General features: G+C 72.9%; 23 protein-coding genes and 1 pseudogene. 13 read left to right on the forward strand and 11 right to left on the reverse strand.

Annotated elements, in window-relative coordinates; genetic code table 11:
• Nucleotides 1-20 precede the first annotated feature (20 nt).
• Entirely contained in the window at nt 21-1,031 is a 1,011-nt protein-coding gene (locus tag H4687_RS37540; RefSeq protein ID WP_046917360.1) for a Gfo/Idh/MocA family protein, read from the reverse strand.
• Nucleotides 1,032-1,120: 89 nt separating this feature from the next.
• Nucleotides 1,121-1,882 carry an SDR family oxidoreductase gene (locus H4687_RS37545; RefSeq protein WP_005484830.1) on the reverse strand — a complete coding sequence of 254 codons (762 nt, stop codon included), beginning with the start codon at nt 1,880-1,882 and terminating at the stop codon, nt 1,121-1,123.
• Between the two features lie 216 nt (nt 1,883-2,098).
• Between H4687_RS37545 and H4687_RS37550 the strand changes: the two genes are divergently transcribed.
• The gene (locus H4687_RS37550) at nt 2,099-3,142 is read left to right on the forward strand and encodes a LacI family DNA-binding transcriptional regulator (protein ID WP_046917359.1); all 1,044 of its coding nucleotides are present in this window, start codon (nt 2,099-2,101) and stop codon (nt 3,140-3,142) included.
• On the opposite strand, the gene H4687_RS37555 is transcribed toward H4687_RS37550, so the two are convergent.
• Nucleotides 3,132-4,118, reverse strand: coding sequence for a GlxA family transcriptional regulator (locus tag H4687_RS37555; RefSeq protein WP_225966941.1), 987 nt, complete (start codon nt 4,116-4,118; stop codon nt 3,132-3,134). The genes H4687_RS37550 and H4687_RS37555 overlap by 11 nt on opposite strands.
• Nucleotides 4,119-4,200: 82 nt before the next feature.
• Between H4687_RS37555 and H4687_RS37560 the strand changes: the two genes are divergently transcribed.
• Nucleotides 4,201-5,172 carry an NADP-dependent oxidoreductase gene (locus tag H4687_RS37560; protein WP_046917358.1) on the forward strand — a complete coding sequence of 324 codons (972 nt, stop codon included), beginning with the start codon at nt 4,201-4,203 and terminating at the stop codon, nt 5,170-5,172.
• Between the two features lie 89 nt (nt 5,173-5,261).
• Here H4687_RS37560 and H4687_RS37565 read toward each other — a convergent pair whose 3' ends face one another.
• On the reverse strand, nt 5,262-6,077 hold the full coding sequence (locus tag H4687_RS37565; RefSeq protein WP_046917357.1) for a CDP-alcohol phosphatidyltransferase family protein: 816 nt from the start codon (nt 6,075-6,077) through the stop codon (nt 5,262-5,264).
• 107 nt (nt 6,078-6,184) lie between these two features.
• On the opposite strand from H4687_RS37565, the gene H4687_RS37570 reads away from it, so the two are divergent.
• The 5 genes and pseudogenes from H4687_RS37570 to H4687_RS48220 all read left to right on the forward strand — a co-directional run.
• Nucleotides 6,185-7,165, forward strand: coding sequence for a zinc-dependent alcohol dehydrogenase (locus H4687_RS37570; protein ID WP_046917356.1), 981 nt, complete (start codon nt 6,185-6,187; stop codon nt 7,163-7,165).
• A 168-nt stretch (nt 7,166-7,333) separates the two neighbouring features.
• Nucleotides 7,334-7,732: a 6-pyruvoyl trahydropterin synthase family protein gene (locus tag H4687_RS37575; RefSeq protein ID WP_005484824.1), complete on the forward strand. Its 399-nt coding sequence runs from the start codon at nt 7,334-7,336 to the stop codon at nt 7,730-7,732.
• A complete protein-coding gene (locus tag H4687_RS37580; RefSeq protein WP_046917355.1) occupies nt 7,729-8,970 on the forward strand; it encodes a glycosyltransferase family 4 protein in 1,242 nt (413 codons plus the stop codon). The genes H4687_RS37575 and H4687_RS37580 overlap by 4 nt, the downstream gene beginning before the upstream one ends.
• Nucleotides 8,967-9,935, forward strand: a complete 969-nt coding sequence (locus H4687_RS37585) for a methyltransferase domain-containing protein (RefSeq protein ID WP_046917354.1) — start codon at nt 8,967-8,969, stop codon at nt 9,933-9,935. The genes H4687_RS37580 and H4687_RS37585 overlap by 4 nt, the downstream gene beginning before the upstream one ends.
• Nucleotides 9,932-10,948 (forward strand): annotated as a pseudogene (locus tag H4687_RS48220) (lysylphosphatidylglycerol synthase transmembrane domain-containing protein); the annotation flags it as partial. The gene H4687_RS37585 and the pseudogene H4687_RS48220, both read left to right, overlap by 4 nt.
• Nucleotides 10,949-11,013: 65 nt before the next feature.
• On the opposite strand, the gene H4687_RS37590 reads toward H4687_RS48220, so the two are convergent.
• Complete coding sequence (locus H4687_RS37590) at nt 11,014-11,808, reverse strand: creatininase family protein (RefSeq protein ID WP_078907407.1); 795 nt, start codon at nt 11,806-11,808, stop codon at nt 11,014-11,016.
• Between the two features lie 77 nt (nt 11,809-11,885).
• On the opposite strand from H4687_RS37590, the gene ribA reads away from it, so the two are divergent.
• The 4 genes from ribA to H4687_RS37610 all read left to right on the forward strand — a co-directional run bounded on the left by ribA (nt 11,886) and on the right by H4687_RS37610 (nt 16,075).
• Nucleotides 11,886-12,545: a GTP cyclohydrolase II gene (gene ribA, locus H4687_RS37595; RefSeq protein ID WP_046917351.1), complete on the forward strand. Its 660-nt coding sequence runs from the start codon at nt 11,886-11,888 to the stop codon at nt 12,543-12,545.
• Nucleotides 12,546-12,739: 194 nt separating this feature from the next.
• Nucleotides 12,740-13,885, forward strand: coding sequence for an NAD(P)/FAD-dependent oxidoreductase (locus tag H4687_RS37600; RefSeq protein WP_046917350.1), 1,146 nt, complete (start codon nt 12,740-12,742; stop codon nt 13,883-13,885).
• A complete protein-coding gene (locus tag H4687_RS37605) occupies nt 13,882-14,922 on the forward strand; it encodes a saccharopine dehydrogenase (RefSeq protein WP_046917349.1) in 1,041 nt (346 codons plus the stop codon). Before H4687_RS37600 ends, H4687_RS37605 begins: the two co-directional genes overlap by 4 nt.
• A gap of 7 nt (nt 14,923-14,929) precedes the next feature.
• Nucleotides 14,930-16,075, forward strand: a complete 1,146-nt coding sequence (locus tag H4687_RS37610) for a saccharopine dehydrogenase family protein (protein ID WP_046917348.1) — start codon at nt 14,930-14,932, stop codon at nt 16,073-16,075.
• 22 nt (nt 16,076-16,097) lie between these two features.
• Here the strand turns inward: H4687_RS37610 and H4687_RS37615 are convergent, their stop codons facing one another.
• The 6 genes from H4687_RS37615 to H4687_RS37645 form a co-directional block, all read right to left on the reverse strand.
• Nucleotides 16,098-17,354 (reverse strand): serine hydrolase domain-containing protein, encoded by a 1,257-nt coding sequence (locus H4687_RS37615; protein ID WP_046917347.1) that lies wholly within the window; start codon nt 17,352-17,354, stop codon nt 16,098-16,100.
• Nucleotides 17,355-17,379: 25 nt separating this feature from the next.
• On the reverse strand, nt 17,380-18,825 hold the full coding sequence (locus tag H4687_RS37620) for an MFS transporter (RefSeq protein ID WP_046917346.1): 1,446 nt from the start codon (nt 18,823-18,825) through the stop codon (nt 17,380-17,382).
• Complete coding sequence (locus H4687_RS37625) at nt 18,822-19,400, reverse strand: TetR/AcrR family transcriptional regulator (protein ID WP_046917369.1); 579 nt, start codon at nt 19,398-19,400, stop codon at nt 18,822-18,824. The genes H4687_RS37620 and H4687_RS37625 overlap by 4 nt, the downstream gene beginning before the upstream one ends.
• Nucleotides 19,401-19,487: 87 nt before the next feature.
• Nucleotides 19,488-20,057 (reverse strand): hypothetical protein, encoded by a 570-nt coding sequence (locus H4687_RS46890; RefSeq protein ID WP_225966942.1) that lies wholly within the window; start codon nt 20,055-20,057, stop codon nt 19,488-19,490.
• A gap of 169 nt (nt 20,058-20,226) precedes the next feature.
• The gene (locus H4687_RS37640) at nt 20,227-21,567 is read right to left on the reverse strand and encodes an MFS transporter (RefSeq protein ID WP_046917345.1); all 1,341 of its coding nucleotides are present in this window, start codon (nt 21,565-21,567) and stop codon (nt 20,227-20,229) included.
• A gap of 324 nt (nt 21,568-21,891) precedes the next feature.
• A complete protein-coding gene (locus H4687_RS37645) occupies nt 21,892-22,557 on the reverse strand; it encodes a TetR/AcrR family transcriptional regulator (RefSeq protein WP_046917344.1) in 666 nt (221 codons plus the stop codon).
• Nucleotides 22,558-22,804: 247 nt separating this feature from the next.
• Between H4687_RS37645 and H4687_RS37650 the strand changes: the two genes are divergently transcribed.
• A complete protein-coding gene (locus H4687_RS37650; protein WP_046917343.1) occupies nt 22,805-23,704 on the forward strand; it encodes a shikimate dehydrogenase in 900 nt (299 codons plus the stop codon).
• Nucleotides 23,705-23,765: 61 nt separating this feature from the next.
• Nucleotides 23,766-25,556, forward strand: coding sequence for a bifunctional sugar phosphate isomerase/epimerase/4-hydroxyphenylpyruvate dioxygenase family protein (locus tag H4687_RS37655; RefSeq protein WP_046917342.1), 1,791 nt, complete (start codon nt 23,766-23,768; stop codon nt 25,554-25,556).
• Nucleotides 25,557-25,559 lie beyond the last annotated feature (3 nt).

Raw genomic sequence — 25,559 nt, forward strand, 5'->3', positions numbered from 1 at the left:
CTCGTGCCGGGCTCGGACCCTCAGCCGACCTGTCGGCGCACCTCGTCCAGCCGTACCGGCCGGTGCTCGGCCACCGACAGGGTCGCCGCCTCGGCGATCCAGCTGGCCTCGATGGCGTCGGCGACGGTGCAGGGGGAGGTGCGGGTGCCGGCGACGACCTCGGTGAAGGCGGTGAGTTCGGCGCGGTAGGCGGGGGCGAAGCGGTCCATGAAGAAGTTGTGCGGGGGACCGGCGGGGAAGGTCACGCCCGGCTCGGCGGAGCGCAGCGGCAGCTGGGTGTCGAGGCCGGCGGCGATGCTGTCCTTCATGCCGTGGAGCTCCAGGCGGACGTCGTAACCACGGGCGTTGTGACGGGAGTTGGAGATGACGCCGATCGTGCCGTCGTCGAAGGTGAGGAGCGCGGAGGCGGTGTCGACGTCGCCGGCCTCCTCGATGTACGCCGCGCCGCGGTTGCCGCCGGTCGCGTAGACCTCCACGACCTCCCGGCCCGTGACCCAGCGGACGACGTCGAAGTCGTGCACCGCGCAGTCCCGGAAGATGCCGCCGGAGGACGCCACGTAGCCGGCCGGCGGGGGCGCCGGGTCCAGGGTCGTCGAGCGGACGGTGTGCAGATCGCCGAGTTCGCCGTCCAGGAAGGCCTGCCGCGCGGTCACACAGCCCGCGTCGAAGCGGCGGTTGAAGCCGATCTGGACCTGCACGTCGCCGCCTTCGACGGCGCGCAGCACAGCGAGGCTCTCCTCGATGGTCTTCGCCACCGGCTTCTCGCAGAAGACCGGGATGCCCGCCTCGACCGCGGCCAGGATCAGCCCCGGGTGCGCGTCGGTCGCGGCGGTGACCACGACGCCGTCGATGCCGGAGGCGAAGACGGCCTCCGGCGAGTCGGCCACGGTGGCGCCGTACTTCTCGGCGGCGGAGGCGGCGGCCGCGGCCAGCGGGTCGGAGACCACCAGCTGCTCCACCACGTCGAGCCCGGCGAGAGTCCCGGCGTGGAAGGCGCCGATGCGGCCCAGCCCCAGGATGCCAATGCGCATGATCGAGTGTCCCTTTCGGATGTGCTGAAGAAGCGGGAGAAGCAGGGGAAGCAGAAGGAGGCGAGGGGGAAGGAGAGGGGCGGGAGCGGTCAGTCCTGGGCGCCGAAGACGTTCTGGTCCCAGTCGATCACGGAGCCCGTCACCACGCCGCTGCGGTCGGACAGCAGGAGGACGACGAAGTCGGCGATCTCGTCGACCTGGCCGAGCTTGCCCATCGGCAGGCGCTCGGCGGCACGCTCCCGCCAGTCGTCGCCCGCCCCGTGGAACTCCCGCTGGATCGCGTCCTCGCCCTCGGTCTCCGTCCAGCCGATGTTGAGGTCGTTGATCCGGATCCGGTCCCAGCGGTGGGCGTGGGCGGCGTTGCGGGTCAGGCCCGCCAGGCCGGCCTTCGCGGCGGAGTAGGGGGCCAGGTTCGGGGGGCCGCCGTGCGCGCAGTTGGAGCCGATGTTGACGATCGTGCCGGGCGCCGAGCGGCCCACCAGGTGCTCGACCACGGCCTGCATCGCGAAGAAGGGGGCGCGCAGGTTGATCGCGATGTGCGCGTCGAACAGGTCGGGGGAGGTGTCGAGGAGCGAGCCGCGGGAGGTCAGACCGGCCGCGTTGACCAGGCTGTCGACCCGGCCGTGGGCGGCGACCACCCGGTCCACGGCGCCGCGCACCTGCGCCGGGTCCGTCAGGTCGGCCCGGACGAACGTGGCGCCGGTGTCCGCCGCCAGCTTCTCGCCGATCTCGGCGCGACGGCCGGTGAAGGCGACGGTCGCGCCCTCGCCGAGGGCCGCGCGGACGATGCCCGCGCCGACGCCCTGGCTGCCGCCGTTGACGAGGACGACTCTGTCCTCCAGTAGTGCCATGTGGGGTGTGTCCTTTCGGTCCGCTCCCGGCGGGTGCCGCCGTACCCGGTGGTGGCCCGCTCGCGGGCGAGCTTTCGCGGCGTCCTCGCCTCTGTCAGTCTTGGGGCGCGGGGCCCCTCGTACAACCCGCAGCAGACCATCAAAAACCCATCATCCCGTTCCCCGCGGCCCACCGGGCGCCGGCGCCGGGAGCGTCGACATCCGGGACACATCGCCATGACACACCCCTACACGATCCGTGAGATCGCCCGTCAGGCCGGGCTGAGCCAGGCCACGGTCGACCGGGTGCTCAACGGCCGGGGCGGGGTGCGGGAGAGCACCGCCCGCGAGGTGCACCAGGCCGTCAAGGACCTGGACCGGCAGCGGACGCAGGTGCGCATCGGCGGCCGTACGTTCATGGTCGACATCGTGATGCAGACCCCGGAGCGGTTCTCCACGGCGGTCCGGGAGGCGCTGGAGGCCGAGCTGCCGTCCCTGCATCCCGCCGCCGTGCGCTCCCGGTTCCACTTCCGGGAGACGGGGTCCGCCTCGGAGATGGTCCGGGTGCTCGACCGGATCGGCCGGCGCGGCTCACAGGGCGTGATCCTCAAGGCGCCCGACGTCCCGGAGGTGACCGCCGCCGTCGAACGGCTGGTCGCGGCCGGGACACCGGTGGTCACCTACGTGACGGACCTGCCCGGCAGCGCGCGCGGAGCGTACGTCGGGATCGACAACCGGGCCGCCGGGGCGACCGCCGCGTATCTGGTCCGGCAGTGGCTCGGCGACCGGCCGGGTGCCGTGCTGGTGACGATCAGCCGCGGCTTCTACCGCAACGAGGAGGAGCGCGAGATGGGCTTCCGCGGGGTGATGCGCGCCGTCGACCCACGGCGGACCCTCGTCGAGGTCACCGACAGCGACGGCCTCGACGCCACCCAGCGCGACCTCGTCCTCGACGCGCTGCGGCGCGAGCCGGGGATCGCCGCCGTCTACTCGATCGGCGGCGGCAACACCGCGACGCTCGACGCCTTCGCCGCGCTCGGCCGGGAGCCGCACGTCTTCGTCGCCCACGACCTCGACCACGACAACACCCGGCTGCTGCGCGAGCACCGGCTCTCCGCCGTGCTCCACCACGACCTGCGCCAGGACGTCCGCCGCGCCTGCCAGATGATCATGCGCGCCCACCAGGCCCTCCCCGACGAGGGCCCCTTCCTTCCGTCGGCGATCCAGGTGGTGACGCCCTACAACATGCCGCCCGGGGCCGGGGCGGTCGTCAGCGGCTAGCCGGTGCGGGAGCCTCGGCCCCCGCCCGGAACGTACGCCGGTACGTCAGCGGCGACACCCCGATCGCCGCGTGCAGGTGCTGGCGCAGCGACGTGCCCGTGCCGAAGCCGACGTGGCCGGCGATCTCGTCGACCGGGAGGTCGGTGGACTCCAGGAGGTGACGGGCGCGGGACACACGCTGCTGGACGAGCCAGCGGCCGGGGCTCATGCCGACCTCGTCGCCGAAGTGGCGGGCGAAGGTGCGCAGGCTCATCCGGGCGTGCCGGGCGAGGTCGGCCAGCGCCAGCGGGGCGTCCAGGTGTTCGAGCGCCCACTGCCGGGTGGCGGCGGTACCGCTGGCCGGGTCCTGGGGGACGGGCTGCTCGATGTACTGCGCCTGGCCGCCCTCCCGCCATGGTGGCACCACGCAGCGGCGGGCGACCCGGTTGGCGACCTCGCTGCCGTGGTCCCTGCGCACGAGGTGCAGACAGAGGTCGATGCCGGAGGCGGCACCGGCCGAGGTGAGGACGTCACCGTCGTCGACGAACAGGACGTCCGGGTCCAGGTCGACCTTCGGGAAGCGTTCCCGGAACGCCTGGGCCAGCGCCCAGTGCGTGGTGGCGGGCCGGCCGTCCAGCAGTCCGGCCGTGGCCAGCACGAAGGCGCCCGTGCAGATGGACACCAGCCGGGTGCCGGGCCGGATCCGGGCGAGCGCCGCCGCCACGGGCTCCGGCAGCTCCGGCGACAGCAGGTGCGCCGCGGCAGGGGTGAGCCCGAACGAGGCGACGATCACGGTGTCCGCCGTGTCCAGTACCTCGGGGCCGTGATCGACGGCGATGGCGAAGTCGGCCGCCGAACGCACAGGCCGCCCGTCCGCGGTGCAGGTCAGCACCTCGTACAGGCCCTCGGTCGCGTCGAAGATCCGGCTCGGGACGCCCAGTTCGAAGGGGTAGACCCCGTCGAGGGCGAGGACGACCACACGGTGCGGGGATGTCATGCCGACCAGTGTGGCACGATCCCATCGAAGGATGGCCATCCTGCCATTGCCGTGATCGTCGGCCCGTCGCAGGCTGGACGGCATGACGGAAACCACCGAGAAGAACAGCGGCGCCGCCGGCATGCGCGCCATGACCCAGGACACCTTCGGCGGCCCCGAGGTGCTGCGGGAGACCGAACTGCCGCGTCCCGCCCCGCTCATGAGCGAGATCCTCGTCCGGGTGCACGCGGCCGGCGTCAACCCCACCGACTGGAAGAACCGCGCCTTCGGACTGTGGCACGCGGAACCGCTGCCCGTCCTCGGCTGGGACGTCTCGGGGGTCGTGGAGCAGGTCGGCCTCGGGGTCACCCTCTTCAAGCCGGGCGACGAGGTCTTCGGCATGCTGCCCTACCCGCACCGCGCGGGCGCCTACGCCGAGTACGCCACGGCGCCCGCCCGGTCCTTCGCGCACAAGCCGGCCGGCCTCGACCACGTCCGCGCCGGAGCCCTGCCGCTGGCCGCGCTCACCGCGTACCAGGCGCTCGTCGACACCGCGGGCGTCGGGCCGGGGCAGCGCGTCCTGATCCACGCCGCCGCCGGGGGAGTGGGCCACCTCGCCGTGCAGATCGCCAAGGCGCGCGGCGCGTACGTCATCGGCACGGCCAGCGCGGGCAAGCACGAACTGCTGCGCGAGCTGGGCGCGGACGAACTGATCGACTACCGGACCACGGACTTCACCGAGGCCGTCGCCGACGTCGACGTGGTCCTGGACACCCTCGCCGGTGACGTCCGCAGCCGTTCCCTGGACGTCCTGCGCACGGGCGGCGTCCTCGTCACGATCCTCCCGCACGGCTACGAGGAGGACCTGAAGCGGGCCGCGGAGCTGGGCGTACGGCTGGAGCCGATGCTCGTCGAGGCCGACCACGCGGGGATGCGGGCCGTCGCCGAACTGGTGGAGAAGGGGCAGCTGCGCCCTCTCGTCGACGCGACCTTCCCGCTCGCCGAGGCGGCCGAGGCACACGCCCACGGTGAGACCGGCCGGACCACGGGGAAGATCGTCCTCACGGTCCGCTGAGTCGCTGCCGCGATTCCCCTCGTGCGAAGGGCCCCTGAGCCGGGCCCGCACGGGCTGGGCTCGCGGTGAGCCCGTCGGCCGGCCGTCCGTCAGCTCGTGACGAGTTCGGCGGTCCGGCGCGCGGCGGGGGCCACCACGGCCACGGTCACCGTCGCGCCGGCGGTCGCCGTGGCCGCCGTCGGCTCGACGTCGGCCGTCCGGTTGCGGAACAGCCAGGCGATGTCCCGCCCGAAGGACCAGAGCAGCGAGCCCAGCGCCAGCGCGACCAGGGCGAAGCCCGCCGCGTAGGGCAGCAGACCGGAGGCGGCGACCAGCAGGAAGACGCCCTGGACCGCGGCGACCGTCTTGCGGGCCATGCTGTGCGGGAGGGAGTTGTTCAGCCAGGGCAGGACCTTGGCGGCGGCGACGAAGCCGTACCGCATGAGACCGATCAGCAGCACCCACGGGCCCATCGACATCGCCACGTACACGCTCAGCACCAGGATCAGGAACGCGTCGACCTCCATGTCGAAGCGCGCGCCCAGCGCGGTCGAGGTGTTCGTGCGCCGGGCCACCTGGCCGTCGACACCGTCGAGGATCAGGGCCACGGCCGTCAGGCCGACGAACAGCGAGACCGGCGGCGAACCCTGGAAGGAGTCGGCGACCAGGGCGGTCACGGCGCCGACGAGTATCGCCCGGCCGAGGGTCACGCGGTTGGCGGGTCCGAAGGTGCGGGTCCGGGTGCGCAGCAGGGCGCGGTTGAGGACGGCCCAGGTGGCGAGCCCGAAGGCCAGCCCGGTCAGCCAGCCCGCCGGGCCCAGTCCGATCGCCGTGCCCAGGAAGGCGAGGAGCAGCACCTGGGCGCCCGCGCCCACAGTCGTCTCCGAGAGCAACAGCCGGCCGTCGTATGTGTTGATCAGGGCCACCGCATACCTTCCGAACGTGTGACAAGTGGATCATCGCCGCGTACCGTGTCCGCGAACTTCCACCGCTGCGTACGTGGCGAACCGCTCGACCGTTCACGGAGACGCACATGAAACCGACAGCCCGAGCCTTCTGGCTACGCTCCCCCGAAGTGGGTGAGATCCGCGAGGAGACCCTCGCCACACCCGCTGACGACGAGGTTCTCGTCCGCGCGCTGTACTCGGGAGTCAGCCGGGGCACCGAGACGCTCGTGTTCCGCGGCCAGGTGCCCGAGAACCAGTACGCGACCATGCGCGCGCCCTTCCAGGACGGGGACTTCCCCGCCCCCGTGAAGTACGGCTATCTCAGCGTCGGGCGGGTGGAAGAGGGGCCGGACGCACTGGTCGGCAGGACCGTCTTCTGCCTGTATCCGCACCAGAGCCGCTACGTCGTTCCCGTGAGCGCCGTCACCGTCGTTCCGGAGTCGGTGCCCGCCGCGCGGGCCGTCCTGGCCGGGACCGTGGAGACCGCCGTCAACGCCCTGTGGGACGCGGCCCCGCTCATCGGGGACCGGATCGCCGTCGTGGGCGGCGGCATGATCGGCTGCTCGGTCGCCGCGCTGCTCGCCCGCTACCCGGGCGTCCGCGTCCAGCTCGTCGACGCCGACCCCGCGCGCGCCGACATCGCCCGCGCCCTCGGCGTGGACTTCGCGCTGCCCGAGGACGCGCTCGGGGAGTGCGACCTCGTGGTGCACGCCAGCGCCAGCGAACAGGGACTCGCGCACTGTCTCGAACTCCTCGCCGCCGAGGGCACGGTCATCGAGCTGAGCTGGTACGGCGACCGCCGCGTCGCCCTGCCGCTGGGCGAGGCCTTCCACTCGCGCCGCCTCACCCTCCGCAGCAGCCAGGTCGGAACCGTCTCCCCGGCCGCCCGCGCCGGACGTACGTACGCGGACCGGCTGGCGCTCGCCCTCGAACTCCTCGCCGACGCCCGTTTCGACGCGCTCGTCACCGGAGAGTGTGCCTTCGAGGAACTCCCGGACGTCCTGCCGAAGCTGGCGAGCGGAGAGCTGCCGGGCATGTGTCATCGTGTCCGCTACGAGGCCGAGTGAGCCCGAGGTCGACCGTTCCGGGTTGTCCCACCCGCCCCTGAACTGCCCGAACGGAACATCGACCTCCAAAGAAACAGCAAAACTCGGCTGAACAACGGGTAGGGAGCAGCCGTACTACACGGCATGCCCCGGCCCGGGGGCAGACGTACCGCACTGGAGGGTCGTCCGTTGTTCAGCATCACCGTCCGCGATCACATCATGATCGCCCACAGCTTCCGCGGGGAGGTCTTCGGACCCGCGCAGCGCCTCCACGGCGCCACCTTCCTCGTGGACGCCACCTTCCGGCGCGCCGAACTGGACGACGACAACATCGTCGTAGACATCGGGCTGGCCACGCAGGAGCTGGGTGCCGTGGTGAGCGAGTTGAACTACCGCAACCTCGACAACGAGCCCGCCTTCGCCCACACGAACACCTCGACGGAGTTCCTGGCGAAGGTGATCGCGGACCGCCTCGCCGAGCGGATCCACAAGGGGGCCCTGGGGGAGAACGCCAAGGGCATCGCGGGCATCACGGTCACCCTGCACGAGTCGCACATCGCCTGGGCGAGTTACGAGCGTGCCCTGTGACCGACGTGACCATCGACCGGGCGGTCGTCGGCACCGCCCAGGCATACGGCAGCGCTGTCCAGGCAGACGGGGGAGAGCAAGTGCGGCTCGGCTATGTGCCCGTGCAGAACGCGGTGCTGAAGAACGCCGCGATCGTCCCCATGTCGCTGCGCTCGATGCACTTCGTGATGCCGGGCGGCGTGGACGACCTGGCCCGCCCGAGCGGCGGCAACGCCTACGACCGCCGGATCTGTCTCGATCTGCCCGGCTTCGGCTGGCAGGTGCACAAGCACACCGTCGCCGGCAGCTGGCCCAGCCCGTCGGAGCCGGCCCGCGCCGAACTCGCCCGTACGCTGCGCGAACTCCCCGACGGCACGGTCGTCCTGCTGGACGGTCTGGTCGCCTGCGGTGTCCCGGAGATCATCCTCCCCGAGGCCGAGCGCCTGTGCCTCGCCGTGCTGGTGCATCTGCCGCTCGGTGACGAGACGGGCCTGGACCCCGTGCTCGCCGCCGAACTCGACGCCAAGGAGCGGGCCACCCTGCGGGGCGTGTCCGCCGTGATCGCGACCAGCGAATGGGCCGTCCGCAGACTCGTGTCACACCACGGGCTCGCCCCCGAGCGGGTCCATGTCGCCGCCCCGGGCGCCGACATCGCGCCTCTCGCCTCCGGCACCGACGGCGTCTCCCGGCTGCTGTGCGTGGCCGCGGTCACCCCCCGCAAGGGCCAGCACCGGCTGGTGGAGGCCCTCGCGACCGTCACCGAACTGCGCTGGAGCTGCGTCCTGGTGGGCGGCCTCGACCAGGAGCCCGAGTACGTCGACCACATCCGCACGCTGATCGCGAAGTTCGGCCTGGAGGACCGCTTCCACCTGGCCGGACCGCAGGCGGGCGCGGAACTCGACGCCAGCTACGCCGCCGCCGACCTCATGGTCCTCACCTCCTACGCCGAGACGTACGGCATGGCGGTCACCGAGGCCCTCGCGCGCGGGATCCCCGTGCTGGCCACGGATGTCGGCGGACTGCCCGAGGCCGTCGGCCGCGCCCCCGACGGCGGGGTCCCCGGCATCCTCGTACCGCCGGAGAACCCCGCGGCCATCGCGGCGGAGCTGCGCGGCTGGTTCGGTGAGGCCGACGTGCGGCGCCGGCTGAAGGCCGCGGCGCGCGGACGCAGAGCCGCGCTGGACGGGTGGGCGACCACGGCCCGCAGCCTCGCCCACGTACTGGGACGGCTGCGGCACGACCCCCGGAGGGCGGCATGACCACTTCCGCCGACATGACCGCGTCCGCGGGCGGCCCGCTGTCCGTGGGCCCCACCGCCGCGACGGCCGGTACGTCCGCCGCCGGGGCCGCGCTGAGCATGGCAGGGCGCGGCGGTGACACACCCGCGCCCGAGGGGCACCAGTACGCGCCGCAGTGGCTGGAGCTGCGCGAGAGCGCCGACGCCGACGCCCGCGCGGCGGAGCTGCTGGACCCGCTGCGGATCCGGCTGGCGAACCTGCCCGGGCGGGCCACCGCGCTGACCGTCCACGACCTGGGCTGCGGCACCGGCTCCATGGGCCGCTGGCTCGCGCCCCGGCTCGACGGCGCCCAGCGCTGGGTCCTGCACGACCAGGACCCGAACCTGCTGCGGCTGGCCGTCGCGCGGGCGCCCCGCGCGGCCGCCGACGGCAGCCCCGTCACGGTCACCACTCGGCGCGGCGACATCGGGCGGCTGACGGCGAGCGACCTGGCCGGTGCCTCGCTGGTCACCGCGTCCGCGCTCCTCGACGTGCTCACCCGCGAGGAGATCGAGGCGCTCGCCGCGGCCTGCGCGGGCGCGGGGGTCCCCGCCCTGCTGACGCTGTCGGTCGTGGGCCGGGTGGACATCGCCCCCGCCCACCCCATGGACGCCGAGTTCGCCGAGGCGTTCAACGCCCACCAGCGCGCGAGCGATCTGCTCGGCCCGGACGCCATCACCGTGGCCTGCGAGGCCTTCGCCCAGCAGGGCGCCACGGTGCGCGTCCACCCGAGCCCGTGGCAGCTCGACACGCGGTACACCGCCCTCACCGAGGAGTGGCTGCGCGGCTGGGTCGGCGCCGCCTGCGAACAGCGCCCCGAACTCACCCAGCGCGCCGAGGCGTACCTCCGCGACCGGCTCGCGGCCGGCGCGGCCGGCGACCTCCGCGTCGTCGTCCACCACAGCGACCTGCTGGCCCTGCCCCGGCCCACGGGCGGGGTCTCATGACGGCGCCGGTGGAGGAGACGGTCGAGGCCCGCGCGCTCACGCCCGGCGCGGGCCCGCGCCGGGCGGTCCCGGAGCCGAGCGCCACCCCCGCGACCGTCTCCGACCCCACCGCCCAGGACGGGCCCACCGCCTCGAAGGCCGGCGGCTCGGCGGTCACCCGCGCCCTGCGCACCCACTTCGGCACGCTCGCCGGAACGGTCATCCTCGTCGTCGTGTTCTGGCGGATGGGGACCGGCGTGTTCGTGGACGGGCTGCGGCGGATCGACGGCGGGACGCTGGCGGCGGCCGTCGCGATCGGTGTGTTCACCACGGTGTGCAGCGCGTGGCGCTGGTGCGCGGTGACGCGGGCGCTCGGCATCAGGCTGCGGCTCGGGCCCGCCGTCGCGGACTACTACCGGGCGCTGTTCCTCAACGCGGCCCTGCCCGGCGGTGTCCTCGGCGATGTGCACCGCGCGGTGCGGCACGGCCGGAGCTCCGGGGACATGGGCCGGGGCGTGCGCGCGGTGGTCATCGAGCGCACCGCGGGCCAGTTGGTGCTGGCGGTCGTGGGCGTAACGGTTTTGCTGGTGCTGCCCTCGCCGGTGCGCGAGCAGACCCGCCACGCGGTGGGCCTGACCGCGCTCGTCGCGCTGGGCGTGTCGGCGATCTGGGCCGCGACCCGGACGGGCCGCGGGCCGGGCGAGGGCCGGGGCCGCCGGGTCCGGGCCGCTCTCGCCGAGGCGCGCGGCGCGCTGCTGGACCGCGACAGCGGCCCCGCCGTGCTGGTCTCCTCGGTGGCGGTCCTCGCCGGGTACGTGGCGACGTTCCTGCTCGCCGCACGCGTCGCCGGTTCCGGCGCGACCACGCCGCAACTCCTGCCCCTCGCGCTGCTGGCCCTGATCGCCATGAGCCTGCCGCTCAACGTCGGTGGCTGGGGCCCCCGCGAGGGCGTCACCGCCTGGTCCTTCGGCGCCGCCGGTCTGGGCGCCTCGCAGGGCCTGACCGTGGCCGTCGTCTACGGTGTGCTCAGCTTCGCGGCCGCCCTCCCGGGGGCCCTCGTGCTCGTCGGACGCTGGTACGGCTCCCTGCGGGCCCGCCGTCAGCCGGCGGACGAGGCGGCTGCCGAGGACGTCCCGGGCGGAACCGTTCCCGTGTCCCAGGCGTCCGAGGTGACCAACGAGAAGTACGCGCCGAAGGAATGGACGAACCCTGCCAGCAACTCCTTTCCCTTCGCGGCGGATGCCAGGGACGGACGGCCGATGACACCGGAATCGGTGTAGGCCGACATACCGAGGGAGAGGAGATGACGGCGGTCGTCGGCAAGGAAGTCGGTGGTCTCGTGACCGGGCCGGACCAATTCGGGATGGCAATGCAGAAGTATGGAGGTCTCTATTTCTCCCGCATGCATATCACTGAGCAACGAGGTCTGTACGCCCGCCCGTTCGCGGGCGGCTTCCCAGTCCTCCATCGCCGGGAAAAGCGCCATTCGATGTCCCGCCGCGGTGGATTCCTGGACGACGTTGCCCAGGACATAATTCCCGCCGTGACCGTTCACCACCACCAGTGCCTCGACGCCCGAGCGGCGCAGCGACGCGGCGATGTCGCGGACGATCGCGTGCAGGGTCGTCGCGGAGATGCTGACGGTGCCCGGCCAGGCCGCGTGCTCGTGCGAGCAGGCGATGGTCACCGGCGGCAGGAGATGCACCGGATACACGGCCGCTATCTCCCGGGATATGGCGCAGGCGACGAGGGTGTCGGTGGCCAGCGGCAGATACGGGCCGTGCTGCTCGTAGCTGCCGACGGGGAGCACCGCGACCTGAGGACCGGCCGCCCGCTCCCCCCGCGCGCGGACGTCCGCGGTGGTGTCCGTCGGAACAAGACTCGAACTGCTCATCTTTACACGGCCTTTCGTCTCTGCTGATGCTCCGTCATTTTCGCATGACGCCAGGGCTTACCAGATTGGAACAGATCATGACAGAAAATGTTGGTGTACTCGGCACGAATGCCCAGTCCTCCGGCGCCGTACGTGTGGTGAACGCCCCCCTGCCCACGACCTACGGCGACTTCGAGGCCGTAGGTTATCTCGACCAGGACCGCGGCGAGGAACAAGTGGCACTGGTGTACGGCGACATCAGCGACGGTGAGGGAATTCTCATACGGCTGCACTCGGAGTGCCTGACCGGTGACGCGTTCGGTTCCCAGCACTGCGAATGCGGTGAACAGCTGGACAGCGCGCTGCGGGCGATAGTCGCCGAGGGCCGCGGCGTGCTCGTCTACCTGCGCGGCCACGAGGGCCGCGGGATCGGCCTGCTCGCCAAGCTCCAGGCGATGAAGCTCCAGGCGGAGGGCCTGGACACCGTCGAGGCGAACCTCGCCCTCGGACTGCCGGTGGACGCCCGCGACTACCGGGTGGCCGCCGAGATGCTGCACGACCTCGGCATACGGTCGGTCCGGCTGATGTCCAACAACCCCCGCAAGCGGGAGGCGCTGCTGCGCCACGGCATCACGGTCTCCGAACAGGTGCCGCTGCTGATCACGCCGTGCGAGGACAACATCACCTACCTGCGCACCAAGCGGGAGCGGCTCGACCACTACCTGCCGCACCTGGACGCGGTGGTCCACTCGTCCTGAGCGCCGGGGTCCGCGCGGCGGCCGTCCCGGAGGCGTGCCCACGGCTCCGACACCGGCCGCCGCGCCCGCCCGGAGCGCCCCACGCGCCGCCCTCGCACGAGCCGGTACGCGGGCGCTCCGCATGAACGTTCGCCCGTGGTGGAAGACCTGATTCGGTCGGGCCGTCCGACCGGGGTCGGGCGAAGGGAGCGTTCGTGATCCGCAGCGCACGGGTCGTCGTCATCGGCGGAGGCGTCATCGGGACGAGCATCGCCTACCACCTCGCCGCCGCCGGAGTGGAGGACGTCGTCCTCGTCGAACGCGACGAACTGGCCTCCGGATCGACCGCGAGGGCCGCCGGCGGGGTCCGCGCGCAGTTCTCCGACGAACTCAACATCCAGCTCGGCGCCCGCAGCCTGGAGGCGTTCGGCCGCTTCCGGCAGGAACTGGGCCACGACATCGGACTGCACCGGGTCGGCTACCTGTTCCTCCTGACGACCCCAGGCGAGGTCGCCCAGTTCGAGGCCGGGGTGCGGCTCCAGAACGACCTGGGCGTCCCCAGCCGCATGCTCGACCCGGCCGAGGCCCAGCTGCTCTCCCCGCTGATCTCCACCGAGGGCCTGCTCGCCGCCGCGTTCTCGCCCGACGACGGGCACTGCACCCCCGAGTCCGTGGTCCACGGCTACGCCGCCGGGGCCCGCCGCCACGGGGCGACCGTGCTGCGCGCCTGCGAGGTCCTCGGCATCGAGACCTGGCGGGACACGATCACCGCGGTGGTCACCAGCAAGGGACGGATCGTCACCGACACCGTCGTGTGCGCGGCCGGAGCCTGGTCCCGGTCCGTCGGCGCCATGGTCGGCGTGGACCTTCCCGTGGAGCCCCTGCGCCGCCAGATCGCCGTCACGGAAGCCGTCCCCGGTCTCCCGCCGAACCTCCCCATGACGATCGACTTCACCAGCAGCCTCTACTTCCACACCGAGGGCCCCGGCCTCCTGGTCGGCATGTCCGACCCCGACGAGCGACCCGGCTTCTCCACCGACACCCACGACCGCTGGATCCCCCGCCTGTACGAGGCCATGGAGCGCCGCGCGCCCGGCCTGCTCGACCTGCGCCGGACGGGCGGCTGGGCAGGCCTGTACGAGATCACTCCGGACCACAACGCCCTGATCGGCGAAGCCGGTTCGTGCTCCCGCTTCCTGTACGCCACCGGGTTCTCCGGCCACGGGTTCCTCCAGGGCCCGGCGGTCGGCGAGGTGGTCCGTGACCTGTACCTCGGGCGCGTACCCTTCGTCGACATCAGCCCGCTGAGCGTCGACCGGTTCACGGCCGACACCCTGCGCCCGGAGGCCAACCTCGTATGACCGATCTCCACTTGTGGCTCCGTCACGAGACCCGCACCACCGAACGCCGCACCCCGATCGTGCCGTCCGACGCCCGGCGGCTCGTCGAGAGCGGAGTACGGATCACCGTCGAGAAGTCCCCACAGCGGATCTTCCCCCTGGAGGAGTACGAGAAGGCCGGCTGCCAGGTCGCCGACCCCGGCTCCTGGGTCTCGGCGTCGGCGCGCGCGGTGATCGTGGGCCTCAAGGAACTCCCGGACACACCGGACGAGTTGACCCACCGCCACATCTTCTTCGGTCACGCCTACAAGGGGCAGCCCGGTGCACGGGCGCTGCTGCGCAGGTTCGCGGCCGGGGGCGGTGCGCTGCTGGACCTGGAGTACCTGGTGGACGACCGGGGCCGCAGGCTCGCCGCCTTCGGCTTCTGGGCGGGTTATCTGGGCGCGGCCCTCGCCGTGCTGCACCACCGGGGCGCTCTGCGAAGCCCTCTCCAGCCGACCACCAAGGAGGCCATGGAGGCCGAACTCCGGTCGTCGACGGGTGACGTGCGCGCGTTGGTGATCGGCGCCCTCGGCCGCAGCGGCCAGGGTGCCCGGGTGGCGTTCGGTGAGGCGGGCGTCGAGCCGACCTGCTGGGACCTGGCCGAGACCCGCGACCTGGACCGGCCGGCCCTGCTCGCCCACGACCTGCTGGTCAACACGGTGCTGACGACCAGCCCGGTCCCGCCGTTCCTGACGGACAAGGACCTCGACGGCCCGGACCGCCGCCTGCGGACCCTCTCGGACGTCACCGTCGACGTCGGCTCCCCCATGAACGTCCTGCCGGTCTACGACACGACCACCGAGTGGGACCACCCCGTACGGCGGTTGCGCGAGCACCCTCCGCTCGACCTCATCGCCATCGACAACCTGCCCTCCCTGCTGCCCCGGGAGGCGAGCACCGACTTCTCGGCCGCGCTGCTGCCGCAGCTGCTGGACTTCGGGACCGGTGGGGCGTGGGGCAGGTGTCTGGACCGATTCCGTCAGGTGAGCGCCGAATCGGGGCTCACGGAGAGGTAGGTGCCCGATGACCGCCGAGGTGGTTCCCGCGAGCGGTACCGTCCACTGGGTCGGTGCCGGCCTGTCCACGGGCAGCGGCCTGGCGGCGCTGTGCGACAGCGCCGCCAGGGTGCGGCTGTGGCACCGCAGCGAGGAGCGCGCCGGGCAGGCCCTGGCCGCTCTGGGCCTGACGGGCCGCGCCGAGCCCCGCGCGTACACCCTGCCGGCCCTCGCGGCCGAGCTGGCACCGGGCGACGTCGTGGTCTCGATGCTCCCGGCGCCGGACCACGGGCCGCTGCTCGGGGCGTGCGTCGGCGCGCGGGCCCACTTCGCCTGCTCCAGCTATGTCTCGGACGCGGTCCTGAAGCAGGTCCCGGCGGCCGAGGCCGCCGGGGTCACCGTGCTCACCGAGGCCGGCCTGGACCCCGGCATCGACCACCTCTTCGCGCACAGCCTGATCGCACGGGCGACCCGCGCGATCGGGCCGCAGACAGCCGCCTCCTACACCTTCACCTCGTACTGCGGCGGTGTGCCGGCCGTGCCCAACGACTTCAGGTACCGCTTCAGCTGGGCCCCGGCCGGGGTGCTCAACGCGCTTCGCTCGCCCGCCCGTTACATCGAGGACGGCGCCGAGACGACGGCCGACCGGCCCTGGACGGCCACCCGCGCCCATGTCATCGACGGCGAGACCTTCGAGGTCTACCCCAACCGCGACAGCGTCCCCTTCGTCGCCCAGTACGGCCTCCCGCCGGCCTGGAGACCGCGGACCTTCGTCCGGGGCACCCTCCGCCTCGACGGCTGGCTGGCGGCCTGGGCGCCGGTGTTCGCGGAGCTGGAGGGCGGTGACGACCGGCGTATCGCCGCGCTGGCCCGCGAACTGGCGGCCCGCCATCCGACGACCGACGCCGACCGCGACCGGGTGGTCCTGGCGGTCTCCCTCGACGTGCGGACCGGTACGGGAGAGCACTGGTCCGGCCGCCACCTCCTCGACGCCGTCGGCACCGAGGAGGAGAGCGCGATGGCCCGCCTGGTGTCCCTCCCGCTGGCCCTGGGGGTGGGACACATCCTGGACGGATCACTTCCGGCGGGCCTGAGCCGGGCCGCGGAGACGGGAGAGCGGTCGCGGGCCTGGCTGGCCGAACTGGCCCGGACGGGCGTGGAGTTCACCCAGTGAGGCCACCGACAGGGGCCAGGCACTACGTGACGGGCCCCTGTCGGAGCGGCGGCTGGATCACCGCCTCGTGCACCCACCGCTTCAGGTCGGGATAGACCGAGAACGACGACCGCCGCCGCACCTGCGTCATGAACTGCACCGTCAGATCCCGCGCCGGGTCCACCCAGAAGATCGTGGTCGCGGCCCCGGTCCACCCGAACGTGCCGAGGGAGGAGGGGTGCTCGGTCCGGGCAGGGTCGATGACCACGGACACCCCGAGCCCGAATCCGACGCCCACGTTGCCCGGCTGCCGGTGGAAGGGACTGCCGTGCGTGTGGATGTCGACGCCCCCCGGCAGCTGGTTCGTGGTCATCATGTCGACGGACCCGGCGGAGAGCAGCCGTACGCCGTCGAGTTCGCCGCGCCGGCGCAGGAACTCGGCGAAGCGGTGGTAGTCCCGGGCGCTGGCGGCGAGGCCCCCGCTGCCGGAGAGGAAGCGCGGGCGGCCGCCGCGCAACGGCAGCCCGGGCACGGGCGCGATCGAGCCGTCCTCCTGCTCGCCGTACAACTCGGCCAGCCTGCCCGCCCTTTCAGGACCGACCTGGAAGCCCGCGTCCGTCATGTCGAGCGGGCCGAGGATCCGCTCGGCGAAGAACGCGTCGAGGTCCTGCCCCGACACCACCTCGACGATCCTCCCGAGGACGTTGGTGGAGACGGAGTAGTTCCACTGCGAGCCCGGCTCGAACTGCAGCGGCAGACGCGCGTACTCCGCGCACGTCTGCGCCAGGGTGGCCCCCGGCCGGACGGAGTTCTCCAGGCCCGCGTCGCGGTAGAGCGCGTCGACGGGGTGGTCGTAGTAGAAGCCGAACGTCAGACCCGAGGTGTGGGTCAGCAGATGGCGCACGAGGATCGGCTGCTCGGCCGGCCGGGTCCGGACGTCGGCGCCCGCCCCGGACTCGTACACGCGCGGCTCGGCGAACTCCGGGAGGTAGCGGGAGATCGGGTCCGTCAGTGACAGCCGGCCCTCCTCGACCAGTATCAGCGCGGCGACCGAGGTGACGGGCTTGGTCATGGAGTAGACCCGCCACAGCGTGTCGGTCTCGACGGGGAGCCCCGCCTCGCGGTCGCGGTGTCCGTACGTCGTCAGGTGGGCGACGCGGCCGCCGCGGGCCAGGGACAGCAGATAGCCGGGCAGCCGGCCCTCGTCGACCTGCCGGGCCAGATGGGCGTCCAGGCGGGCCAGGGTCTTCGGGTCGAGGCCCGCCTCGCGCGGCTCGACCTCTCGGCGCAGTCGTTCCATGGTGGTTCTCCTCCGGTGGCCCGGCTCACGGCTCTCGTTCAACGTCGTCGTCCTCATCGTTCCGTACTGATCGCGTTCCATCCCTCGTGGGGCGGGCGGGTCGAGGCATTCGTACGGCGAGCGGCGCACCGAGCGCGGCCACGCCGGCCAGGAGCAGCAGGGCGGGGCCCGTGCCGAACGGCATGAGCGTCGTCGCGGCCGCCACCCCCAGCGCGGGGCCGACGTTCAGCGCGGTCTGCTGCAGCCCGCCCGCCACTCCGGCCGACTCGGGCGGCGCCTGTCGTACGACGACGGCGGTCGCGGTGACCATCAGCGCGCCGAAACCCGCTCCCAGCAGCAGGAACCCCGCCCCGATCACCGGCGTCGAGGAGCCCGGGCCGAGGCGGGACAGCGCCAGCACACCGGCGGTCAGCAGCCCCACGCCCATCAGGGCCGTGGGGCGGGCCCCCCACCGGCGCAGCAGGACGGCCGACAGCGGCGCCCCGAGCACCATCGTCACGCCGCCGGGCAGCGCGACGAGGCTCGTACGCAGCGGGTCCATGCCGAGGACGTCCTGGAGGACGAAGCTGCACACGAACAACGCGCCGAGCATCGCCGCGGAAGCGGCCACCAGTACCCCGAGCGCGGCGCGCACCGGCGGCGAACCGAGCACGGCGGACGGCACCAGCGGGTTCGGCGTGCGCCGTTCGTGCCGTACGAGGGCGAGGGCGGACGCGGCGGCGATCAGCAGACCGAGCGCACCGGTGGCCGTCCAGCCGTGCTCCGGCACCCCGACCAGCGTGTGCACGAGAGCCGCGAGGGTCACGGCGAGCAGCGCGGCGCCGGGCAGGTCGAGCCGGGGGCCCGGAGCCCTGTTCGCGGGCCGCGCCGCAGGGGTGCGCACCGCCAGCGCCGCCAGACCCATGACCAGCGCCGGTACGACGTTGAGGAAGAACACCGCCCGCCAGCCCAGTTGGGCGACGAGCACACCGCCGACCAGCGGACCGGCGGCGACGGCCACACCGATGGCGCTGGTCCGCAGCGCGATGGGCATCCCCAGTCTGTCGGGCGGGAACGCGGCCCGCAGCATTCCGAGCGTGGCGGGCTGCAGCAGCGCCCCGAAGACACCCTGGACGACCCGCAACCCGATCACCCAGCCCACCCCGGGCGCGCACCCGATGCCGGCGGAGGCCGCGCCGAACCCCAGCACGCCCCAGGCGAAGACGCGCCGATGGCCGAACCGGTCGCCGAGCCTCCCCGCGAACACCAACAGCCCCGCGACCGCGATCAGATAGCCGGTGCTGGTCCACTGCACCTCGGTGAGGGACGCGCCCAGATCCTCGCGCAGCGCCGGCTGGGCGATCATCAGCACGGTTCCGTCGAGGGCGACCAGCACGGCACCGAGCACGCTGTTGGCGAGGGTCAGCCGGCGGTGGCGCGCGGATGCCGGTGTGCTCCCCTCGACGCCGGCCTCGGTCGTGGACGCCGTCATCGCCCTTCGCTCCCCAGGTGCGCGTCCAGCGCGGTGCGCAGCAGGGGCGCGAAGTCGGCGGTGCCCGTGGTGAGCTGGAGACTGCCCCAGGTCCACAGCTGGGCGATGCCGTAGAGGTTCGCCAGCAGGGCGCCCGCCACGAGCCGGGCGTCGGCGTCGGGGCGGGCCCGCGCGACGAGGTCCACCAGCAGGCCGAAGATCGGCAGGCTGGCGTCCCGCAGCCTCAACCCGTCGCTCTCCAGCAGGTCATGACGGAACATCAGCTCGTGCATGCCCCGGTGGGTGAGGGCGAAGTCGAGGTACACGCGCCCCAGCGTCGCGATCTGCTCGCGCGGGCTCGCCGTAGTGTCCCCGAGTGCGGACGCCCCCCTGGCCGCCAGATCCTCGAAGCCCCGGCGCGCGATGGCCGAGAGCAGCTCCAGATGGGTGGGGAAGTAACGGCGCGGCGCCCCGTGCGACACCCCCGCCCGCCGTGCGATCTCCCGCAGGGACAGTGCCTGGACCCCCTCCGCCGTCACCAACTCGACGCCTACGTCCACCAGCCGGGACCGCAGCCCCGTGTTCGGCTCGCTCATGGACACTGTCTACCAAGGAGAGGTAGACAGTGTCTACTCGATGTTGGTCCTTGGTCTGCTCGCCCGTCGGTCTGCTCGCGCGTCCGTCTACCCGCCGCCGCGGCCGGCCGTCTTCCTCAGTACGCACAGGTCGCCTTCGTCGGGGTCGCCGACGTAGTCCCACAGGAGAGGGTTCTTCGCGGTGCCCCGGGCGTCGTACTGGGTCCAGATCCCGCCCGGCGTGAACGTGAGACGGATCTGTGTTGCGGGGTCCCTCGTGTCGACGTCCGGCGTGATGTCGTGTGTCCAGGTGCCCACGCCCGGGTTCGGCGCGACGGCGGTATCGAGGTCGGCGTCGTTGAAGTCGCCGCAGATCCCGCGCGCGGCGAACGTTCCGTCCGCCTTCAGCTCCAGCCGTCCGCCCTGCCCGTCCGCCCAGGTGCCCGCGACCTCGGCCGGGCGCATGGCCCGGGGCTCCCCGTCGGGAACGGGGACCGACAGCCGGCTCACCAGGAGCAGCAGCGCGAACGCTCCGAACAGGAAGATCAGCCCGCATCCCGCCAGGCCGACGAGCGGGACGAGCAGGGCGATCCGCCAGCGCCGTCTGCTCGTCTCCGGCGAAGGCCACCCCTGCCACGGAGGCGGAGTGGTTCTGTAAGGGTCCTCGGCGCGCTTCACATCGTCCCCCCGACGCGGTGCCGCGTTGTGGCGGCGGTGTGCGGTCATCCTGCCGCTGAGCTGCGCCGCCCTTCGCATCGGGGTCGCTCGCGTGAGGGCCGCCGCGACGCACGGGTCCCCGGACACCTCGCGGGTGTCCGGGGACCCTGAGCGCGATGCGGCCGGGGTTTCAGGCCGCGACGCGCTCCCGGTCGTTCTTCTCGCGCGGTGTGCGGACGCCGAGGAGCTCGGTCGGGATCCTGTGGGTCTCGCGGGCGGTGAGCGCGGCGATGACCGGCGGGACGCACAGGGCCGTGGTGAACAGGGCCACGGCGAACCAGTCGTCGCCGTCCGGGCCGGCGATCTGCGCGGCGAAGGTGACGGCGAAACCGGCGACGGCGAAGCCGATCTGGGTGCCGATGGCCATGCCGGACAGCCGGACGCGGGTGGAGAACATCTCGCCGTAGAAGGAGGGCCAGATGCCGTTCGCGGCGCTGTAGACGACACCGAAGGTGACGATGCCGAGGACCAGGACCAGCGGGTAGGCGCCGGTGGAGATCGCCCACAGGTAGACGAACATCATCACCGCGCTGCCGCCTGCGCCGATCGCGAACACCGGGCGGCGGCCGATGCGGTCGGAGAGCGTGGCCCACAGCGGGATCGCGGCGAGCGCGACCAGGTTGGCGAGCGCGCCCACCCACAGCATGGAGGAACGGGACAGGCCGACCGACTCGCTCGTGCCGTACGCCAGCGCCCACACGGTGAAGATCGTGGAGACCGAGGCGACCAGCGCGCCCGCGATCACCCGCAGCACGTCCGCCCAGTGCTCGCGCAGCAGGACGGCCAGCGGCAGCTTCGCGACACCCTCGGACTCGGTCTGCCGGGTGAAGGCCGGGGTCTCCTCCAGCGTGCGGCGGATGACGTAACCGACGACGGCCACCGCGATGCTCATCCAGAACGGCACGCGCCAGCCCCAGGACAGCAGCTGGTCCTCGGGGAGCGCCGCGATCGGGATGAAGACCAGGGTGGCGAGCAGCTGGCCGCCCTGGGTGCCGCTGAGGGTGAAGCTCGTGAAGAACCCGCGCCGGTCCGACGGCGCGTGCTCCAGCGTCATGGAGTTCGCGCTGGCCTGCTCACCGGCCGCCGAGATGCCCTGCAGCACCCGGCAGAGCACCAGGAGGACCGGGGCGAGCGAGCCGACCTGGTCGCGCGTGGGCAGGCAGCCGATCAGGAACGTCGACACGCCCATCAGGATCAGGGTGAAGACCATGATCTTCTTGCGGCCCAGCCGGTCGCCGAAGTGCCCGAGGAACAGTGCGCCGATCGGCCGCGCCGCGTACGCGACACCGAAGGTGGCCAGGGAGAGGAGGGTCGCGGTGGCCGGGTCGGACTCGTCGAAGAAGACCGTCGGGAAGATCAGGGCGGCGGCGCTGCCGTAGATGAAGAAGTCGTAGTACTCCAGGGCGCTGCCGATCCAGGCGGCCGTGGCGGCCTTCCTGGGCTGGCCGGGCGGTGCGGCGGGGACGGACACGGCGTGCTCCTTCGAGGGGTCTCCACCGTAGGCGGAGTGTGGCGGAGGGAGGCAGGGGGTGCTGCCGGGGGAGAGGTGCCGGAACCCTGGGGGTGATCGGGGCGGCCGTGCCGGGTGCTGCCCGGCTAATTAACCCACTGGATAGTTAGTAGCGGTTGGCTACGGATGTTGCGCCGACGTTTCCCGGGTGTCAAGAGGTCATGCCGAAGGATCTCCGGCGGCGCGGGGCGGCGCGGCGCAGGGCGGCCGGGCCGAGGGCGACGCGGCCGGACGGCCGCGCGTCCCGCCGCCGTGTTCCCCGTGTTCCCCGTGTTCTCCGCGTGCTCAGTCCGCCGCGCGGTCCGCCGTCAGATACGCGATCACCATGTCGCCGAGCATCGTGCGGTAGTGCTCGCGCTGACCGGGATCGACCAGGTCGCGCCCGAAGAGGGCGCCGAAGGTGTGGCGGTTGGCGACCCGGAAGAAGCAGAACGCGCTGATCATCGCGTGCAGGTCGACGGCGTCGACCTCGGCCGTGAACAGGCCCGACCGGCGGCCCGACGCCAGGATCCGGCGGATCACGTCCAGCGCGGGCGAGCCGATCCTGCCGAGCATCTCGGAGGAGGCGATGTGCTCGGCCTCGTGGATGTTCTCGATGCTCACCAGACGGATGAAGTCGGGGTGCGCCTCATGGTGGTCGAAGGTCACCTCGGCGAGCCGGCGGATGGCCGCGACCGGGTCCAGATGCTCGACGTCCAGCTCCTGCTCGGTCTGCCGGATCACGGAGTACGCCCGCTCCAGCACGGCGGTGAACAGCTGTTCCTTGCCGCCGAAGTAGTAGTAGATCATCCGCTTCGTGGTGCGGGTCCGGGCCGCGATCTCGTCGACGCGGGCACCGGCGAACCCGGAACGGGCGAACTCCCTGGTCGCGACGTCGAGGATCTCGGCCTTGGTGCGGGCGGCGTCACGGATGCGCCCGTTCGGTCGTGCCGGTTCTTCGACGCTGGTCATCGCGTTCCTTCGGGCAAGGGGCCAGTGTCGGCGATTGTAGAAGCCCCCGCCCGGCGGCCGGGCGGGGCGTTCCCGTGCCGGTCCTGGTCCGGGGTTCGATCCCGGTCCTGCTCCGGCGCCCGATCCCGGTCGTGCTCGGGCCGTGTTCGCGGCCGTGTTCAGGCCGGGGCCTTCCCAGGTCCGATGCCCGGATGCTATGACTAACGTACTAGTTCGTACATTAGTGAGCCGCTCAGGAGGCCCCGTCGTGCCCCAGGTCTCGAACCCCGCCTCTGCGCGGGACTCGTATCTCGTCGGCCTCATCGGCTCCGGTATCGGGCCCTCGCTCAGCCCTGCCCTGCACGAGCGGGAGGCCGACCGGCAGGGCCTGCGCTGTCTGTACCGGCTGATCGACATCGACGACCTCGGGGTCGCGCCGGAGGCGGTCGGCGACCTCGTACGCGCCGCCCGTGACCTGGGCTTCGACGGGCTGAACATCACGCACCCGTGCAAGCAGCTCGTCATCGGGCACCTCGACGGACTCGCCCCGCAGGCCGCCGCGCTCGGCGCGGTCAACACCGTCGTCTTCGAGGAAGGCCGGGCCGTCGGCCACAACACGGACGTCACCGGCTTCGCCGCGTCCTTCGCCCGCGGGCTGCCCGACGCCCCCCTGGAGCGGGTGGTGCAGCTGGGAGCAGGGGGCGCGGGCGCGGCCGTCGCGCACGCCACGCTCACGCTCGGCGCGGAGCACGTCACCGTCGTCGACGCGATGCCCGACCGGGCGACCGACCTCGCCGCCTCCCTCACCCGGCACTTCGGTCCGGGGCGGGCCGCCGCGGCGACGCCGGAGGCGCTGCCGGCGCTGCTGGGGGCGGCCGACGGGGTCGTCCACGCGACGCCCACCGGGATGGCCGCGCACCCGGGACTGCCCTTCGCCGCCGAGCTGCTGCACCCCGGGCTGTGGGTGGCGGAGGTGGTGTACCGGCCGCTGGAGACGGAACTGCTGCGCGCGGCCCGGGCGGCGGGGTGCGCCACGCTGGACGGGGGAGGGATGGCGGCGTTCCAGGCCGCGGACGCGTTCCGCCTGTTCGCCGGGCGCGAGCCGGACACGATGCGGATGCTGGCCGACATCACCGAGCTGGCCGGGATCGCGGGCGCCCGCAACTGACCGCCGTCGGGCGCGCGGCGTCACCTCATTGAGCCTCGATGAGCCTCCAAGGAGCACCACCATGCGTACATCCATCGCCACCGTCTCGCTCAGCGGGTCCCTCACCGAGAAGCTGACCGCCGCCGCGCGGGCCGGCTTCGACGGGGTGGAGATCTTCGAGAACGATCTGCTCGCCAGCCCGCTCGCGCCCGAGGAGGTGCGGGCCCGCTGCGCGGACCTGGGCCTGAGCATCGACCTCTACCAGCCGATGCGGGACATCGAGGCCGTACCGGCGGAGGTGTTCGACCGGAATCTGCGGCGGGCCCGGCACAAGTTCGAGGTGATGGGGCGGCTCGGCTGCGACACGGTGCTCGTCTGCTCCAGCGTGCATCCGCTCGCCGAGGACGACGACGCGCTCGCCGCGTACCACCTGCGGCAACTCGCTTCCCTTGCACAGGAGTTCGGCATCCGGGTCGCGTACGAGGCGTTGGCGTGGGGGCGGCACGTCAGTACGTACGACCACGCGTGGCGCATCGTGGAGGCGGCCGACCACCCGGCGCTCGGCACCTGCCTGGACAGCTTCCACATCCTGGCCCGGGGCTCCGACCCCAAGGCGGTCGAGGACATCCCCGGCGAGAAGATCTTCTTCCTGCAGCTCGCCGACGCGCCGCTGATGGCGATGGACGTGCTGCAGTGGAGCCGGCACTACCGCTGTTTCCCGGGACAGGGCGGCCTCGACGTCACCGGGCTGGTGCGGCACGTCATGGCGGCCGGATACGACGGACCGCTGTCGCTGGAGGTCTTCAACGACGTCTTCCGGCAGGCCGAGGCCGGCCCCACCGCCGTGGACGCCCACCGCTCGCTGCTGATGCTCCAGGAGGCGGCGGGCATCGCCGCGCTGCCGGAGCGGGTGGTGCCCACGGGTGTCGCCTTCACCGAGCTGGTCACGCCCGACGCCGAACCGGTGGGCGCGCTGCTCGGCGCGCTCGGCTTCGCCCGCACCGCCCGGCACCGCAGCAAGCCGGTCGACCTCTGGCAGCAGGGCGAGGCACGCGTGCTGGTCAACACCGGCCCGGCCGCCCGGCGCGAGGGCACCCAGCTCGCGGCGATCGGACTGGAGTCACCGGACCCGGCCGGGGCCGCCCGCCGGGCCGAGGCCCTGCTCGCACCGGTGCTGCCGCGCCGCCGCGCCGCCGAGGACGCGGCCCTGGACGCGGTGGCCGCCCCCGACGGCACGGAACTCTTCTTCTGCGCCCCGGACCGCCCCGGACTCCCCAGCTGGACCGCGGACTTCCGGCCCGTCGACCACACCGGGCCGGCGGACCACGTCCGCGGCGTCGACCACCTCGCCCTGACCCAGCCCTGGCACCAGTTCGACGAGGCCGCCCTCTTCCACCGCACGGTGCTCGGCCTCCGGGCCAGCGGCAGCGTCGACGTCGCCGACCCCTACGGCCTGTTCCGCAGCCGGCCGGTGACCAACGAGGACGGCAGCGTCCGGATCGCCCTCGGCGTCGGCCCCGCCCCGACCGACGACACCGCCCGCCCCCAGCACATCGCCCTCGCCACGGACGACGTGGTCGCGGCGGCCCGCGCCTTCCGCGCGGCCGGGGGCCGGCTGCTGGCCGTCCCCGCGAACTACCACGACGACCTGGCCGCACGGTTCGCGTTCGCCGACGGCGAGCTGGAGACGTACCGCGAACTCGGGATCCTCTACGACCGTGACGAGGACGGCGAGTTCCGCCACTGCTACACCGAGACCGTCGGCCGGGTCTTCTTCGAACTCGTCCAGCGGGACGGTGGCCATCAGGGCTACGGCGCGCCGAACGCGCCCGTGCGCCTCGCCGCCCAGCACGCCGGGCGGCCGGTCGGCTGAGGG

Source organism: Streptomyces stelliscabiei, from assembly GCF_014873495.1.
Taxonomy (GTDB): Bacteria; Actinomycetota; Actinomycetes; order Streptomycetales; family Streptomycetaceae; genus Streptomyces; species Streptomyces bottropensis.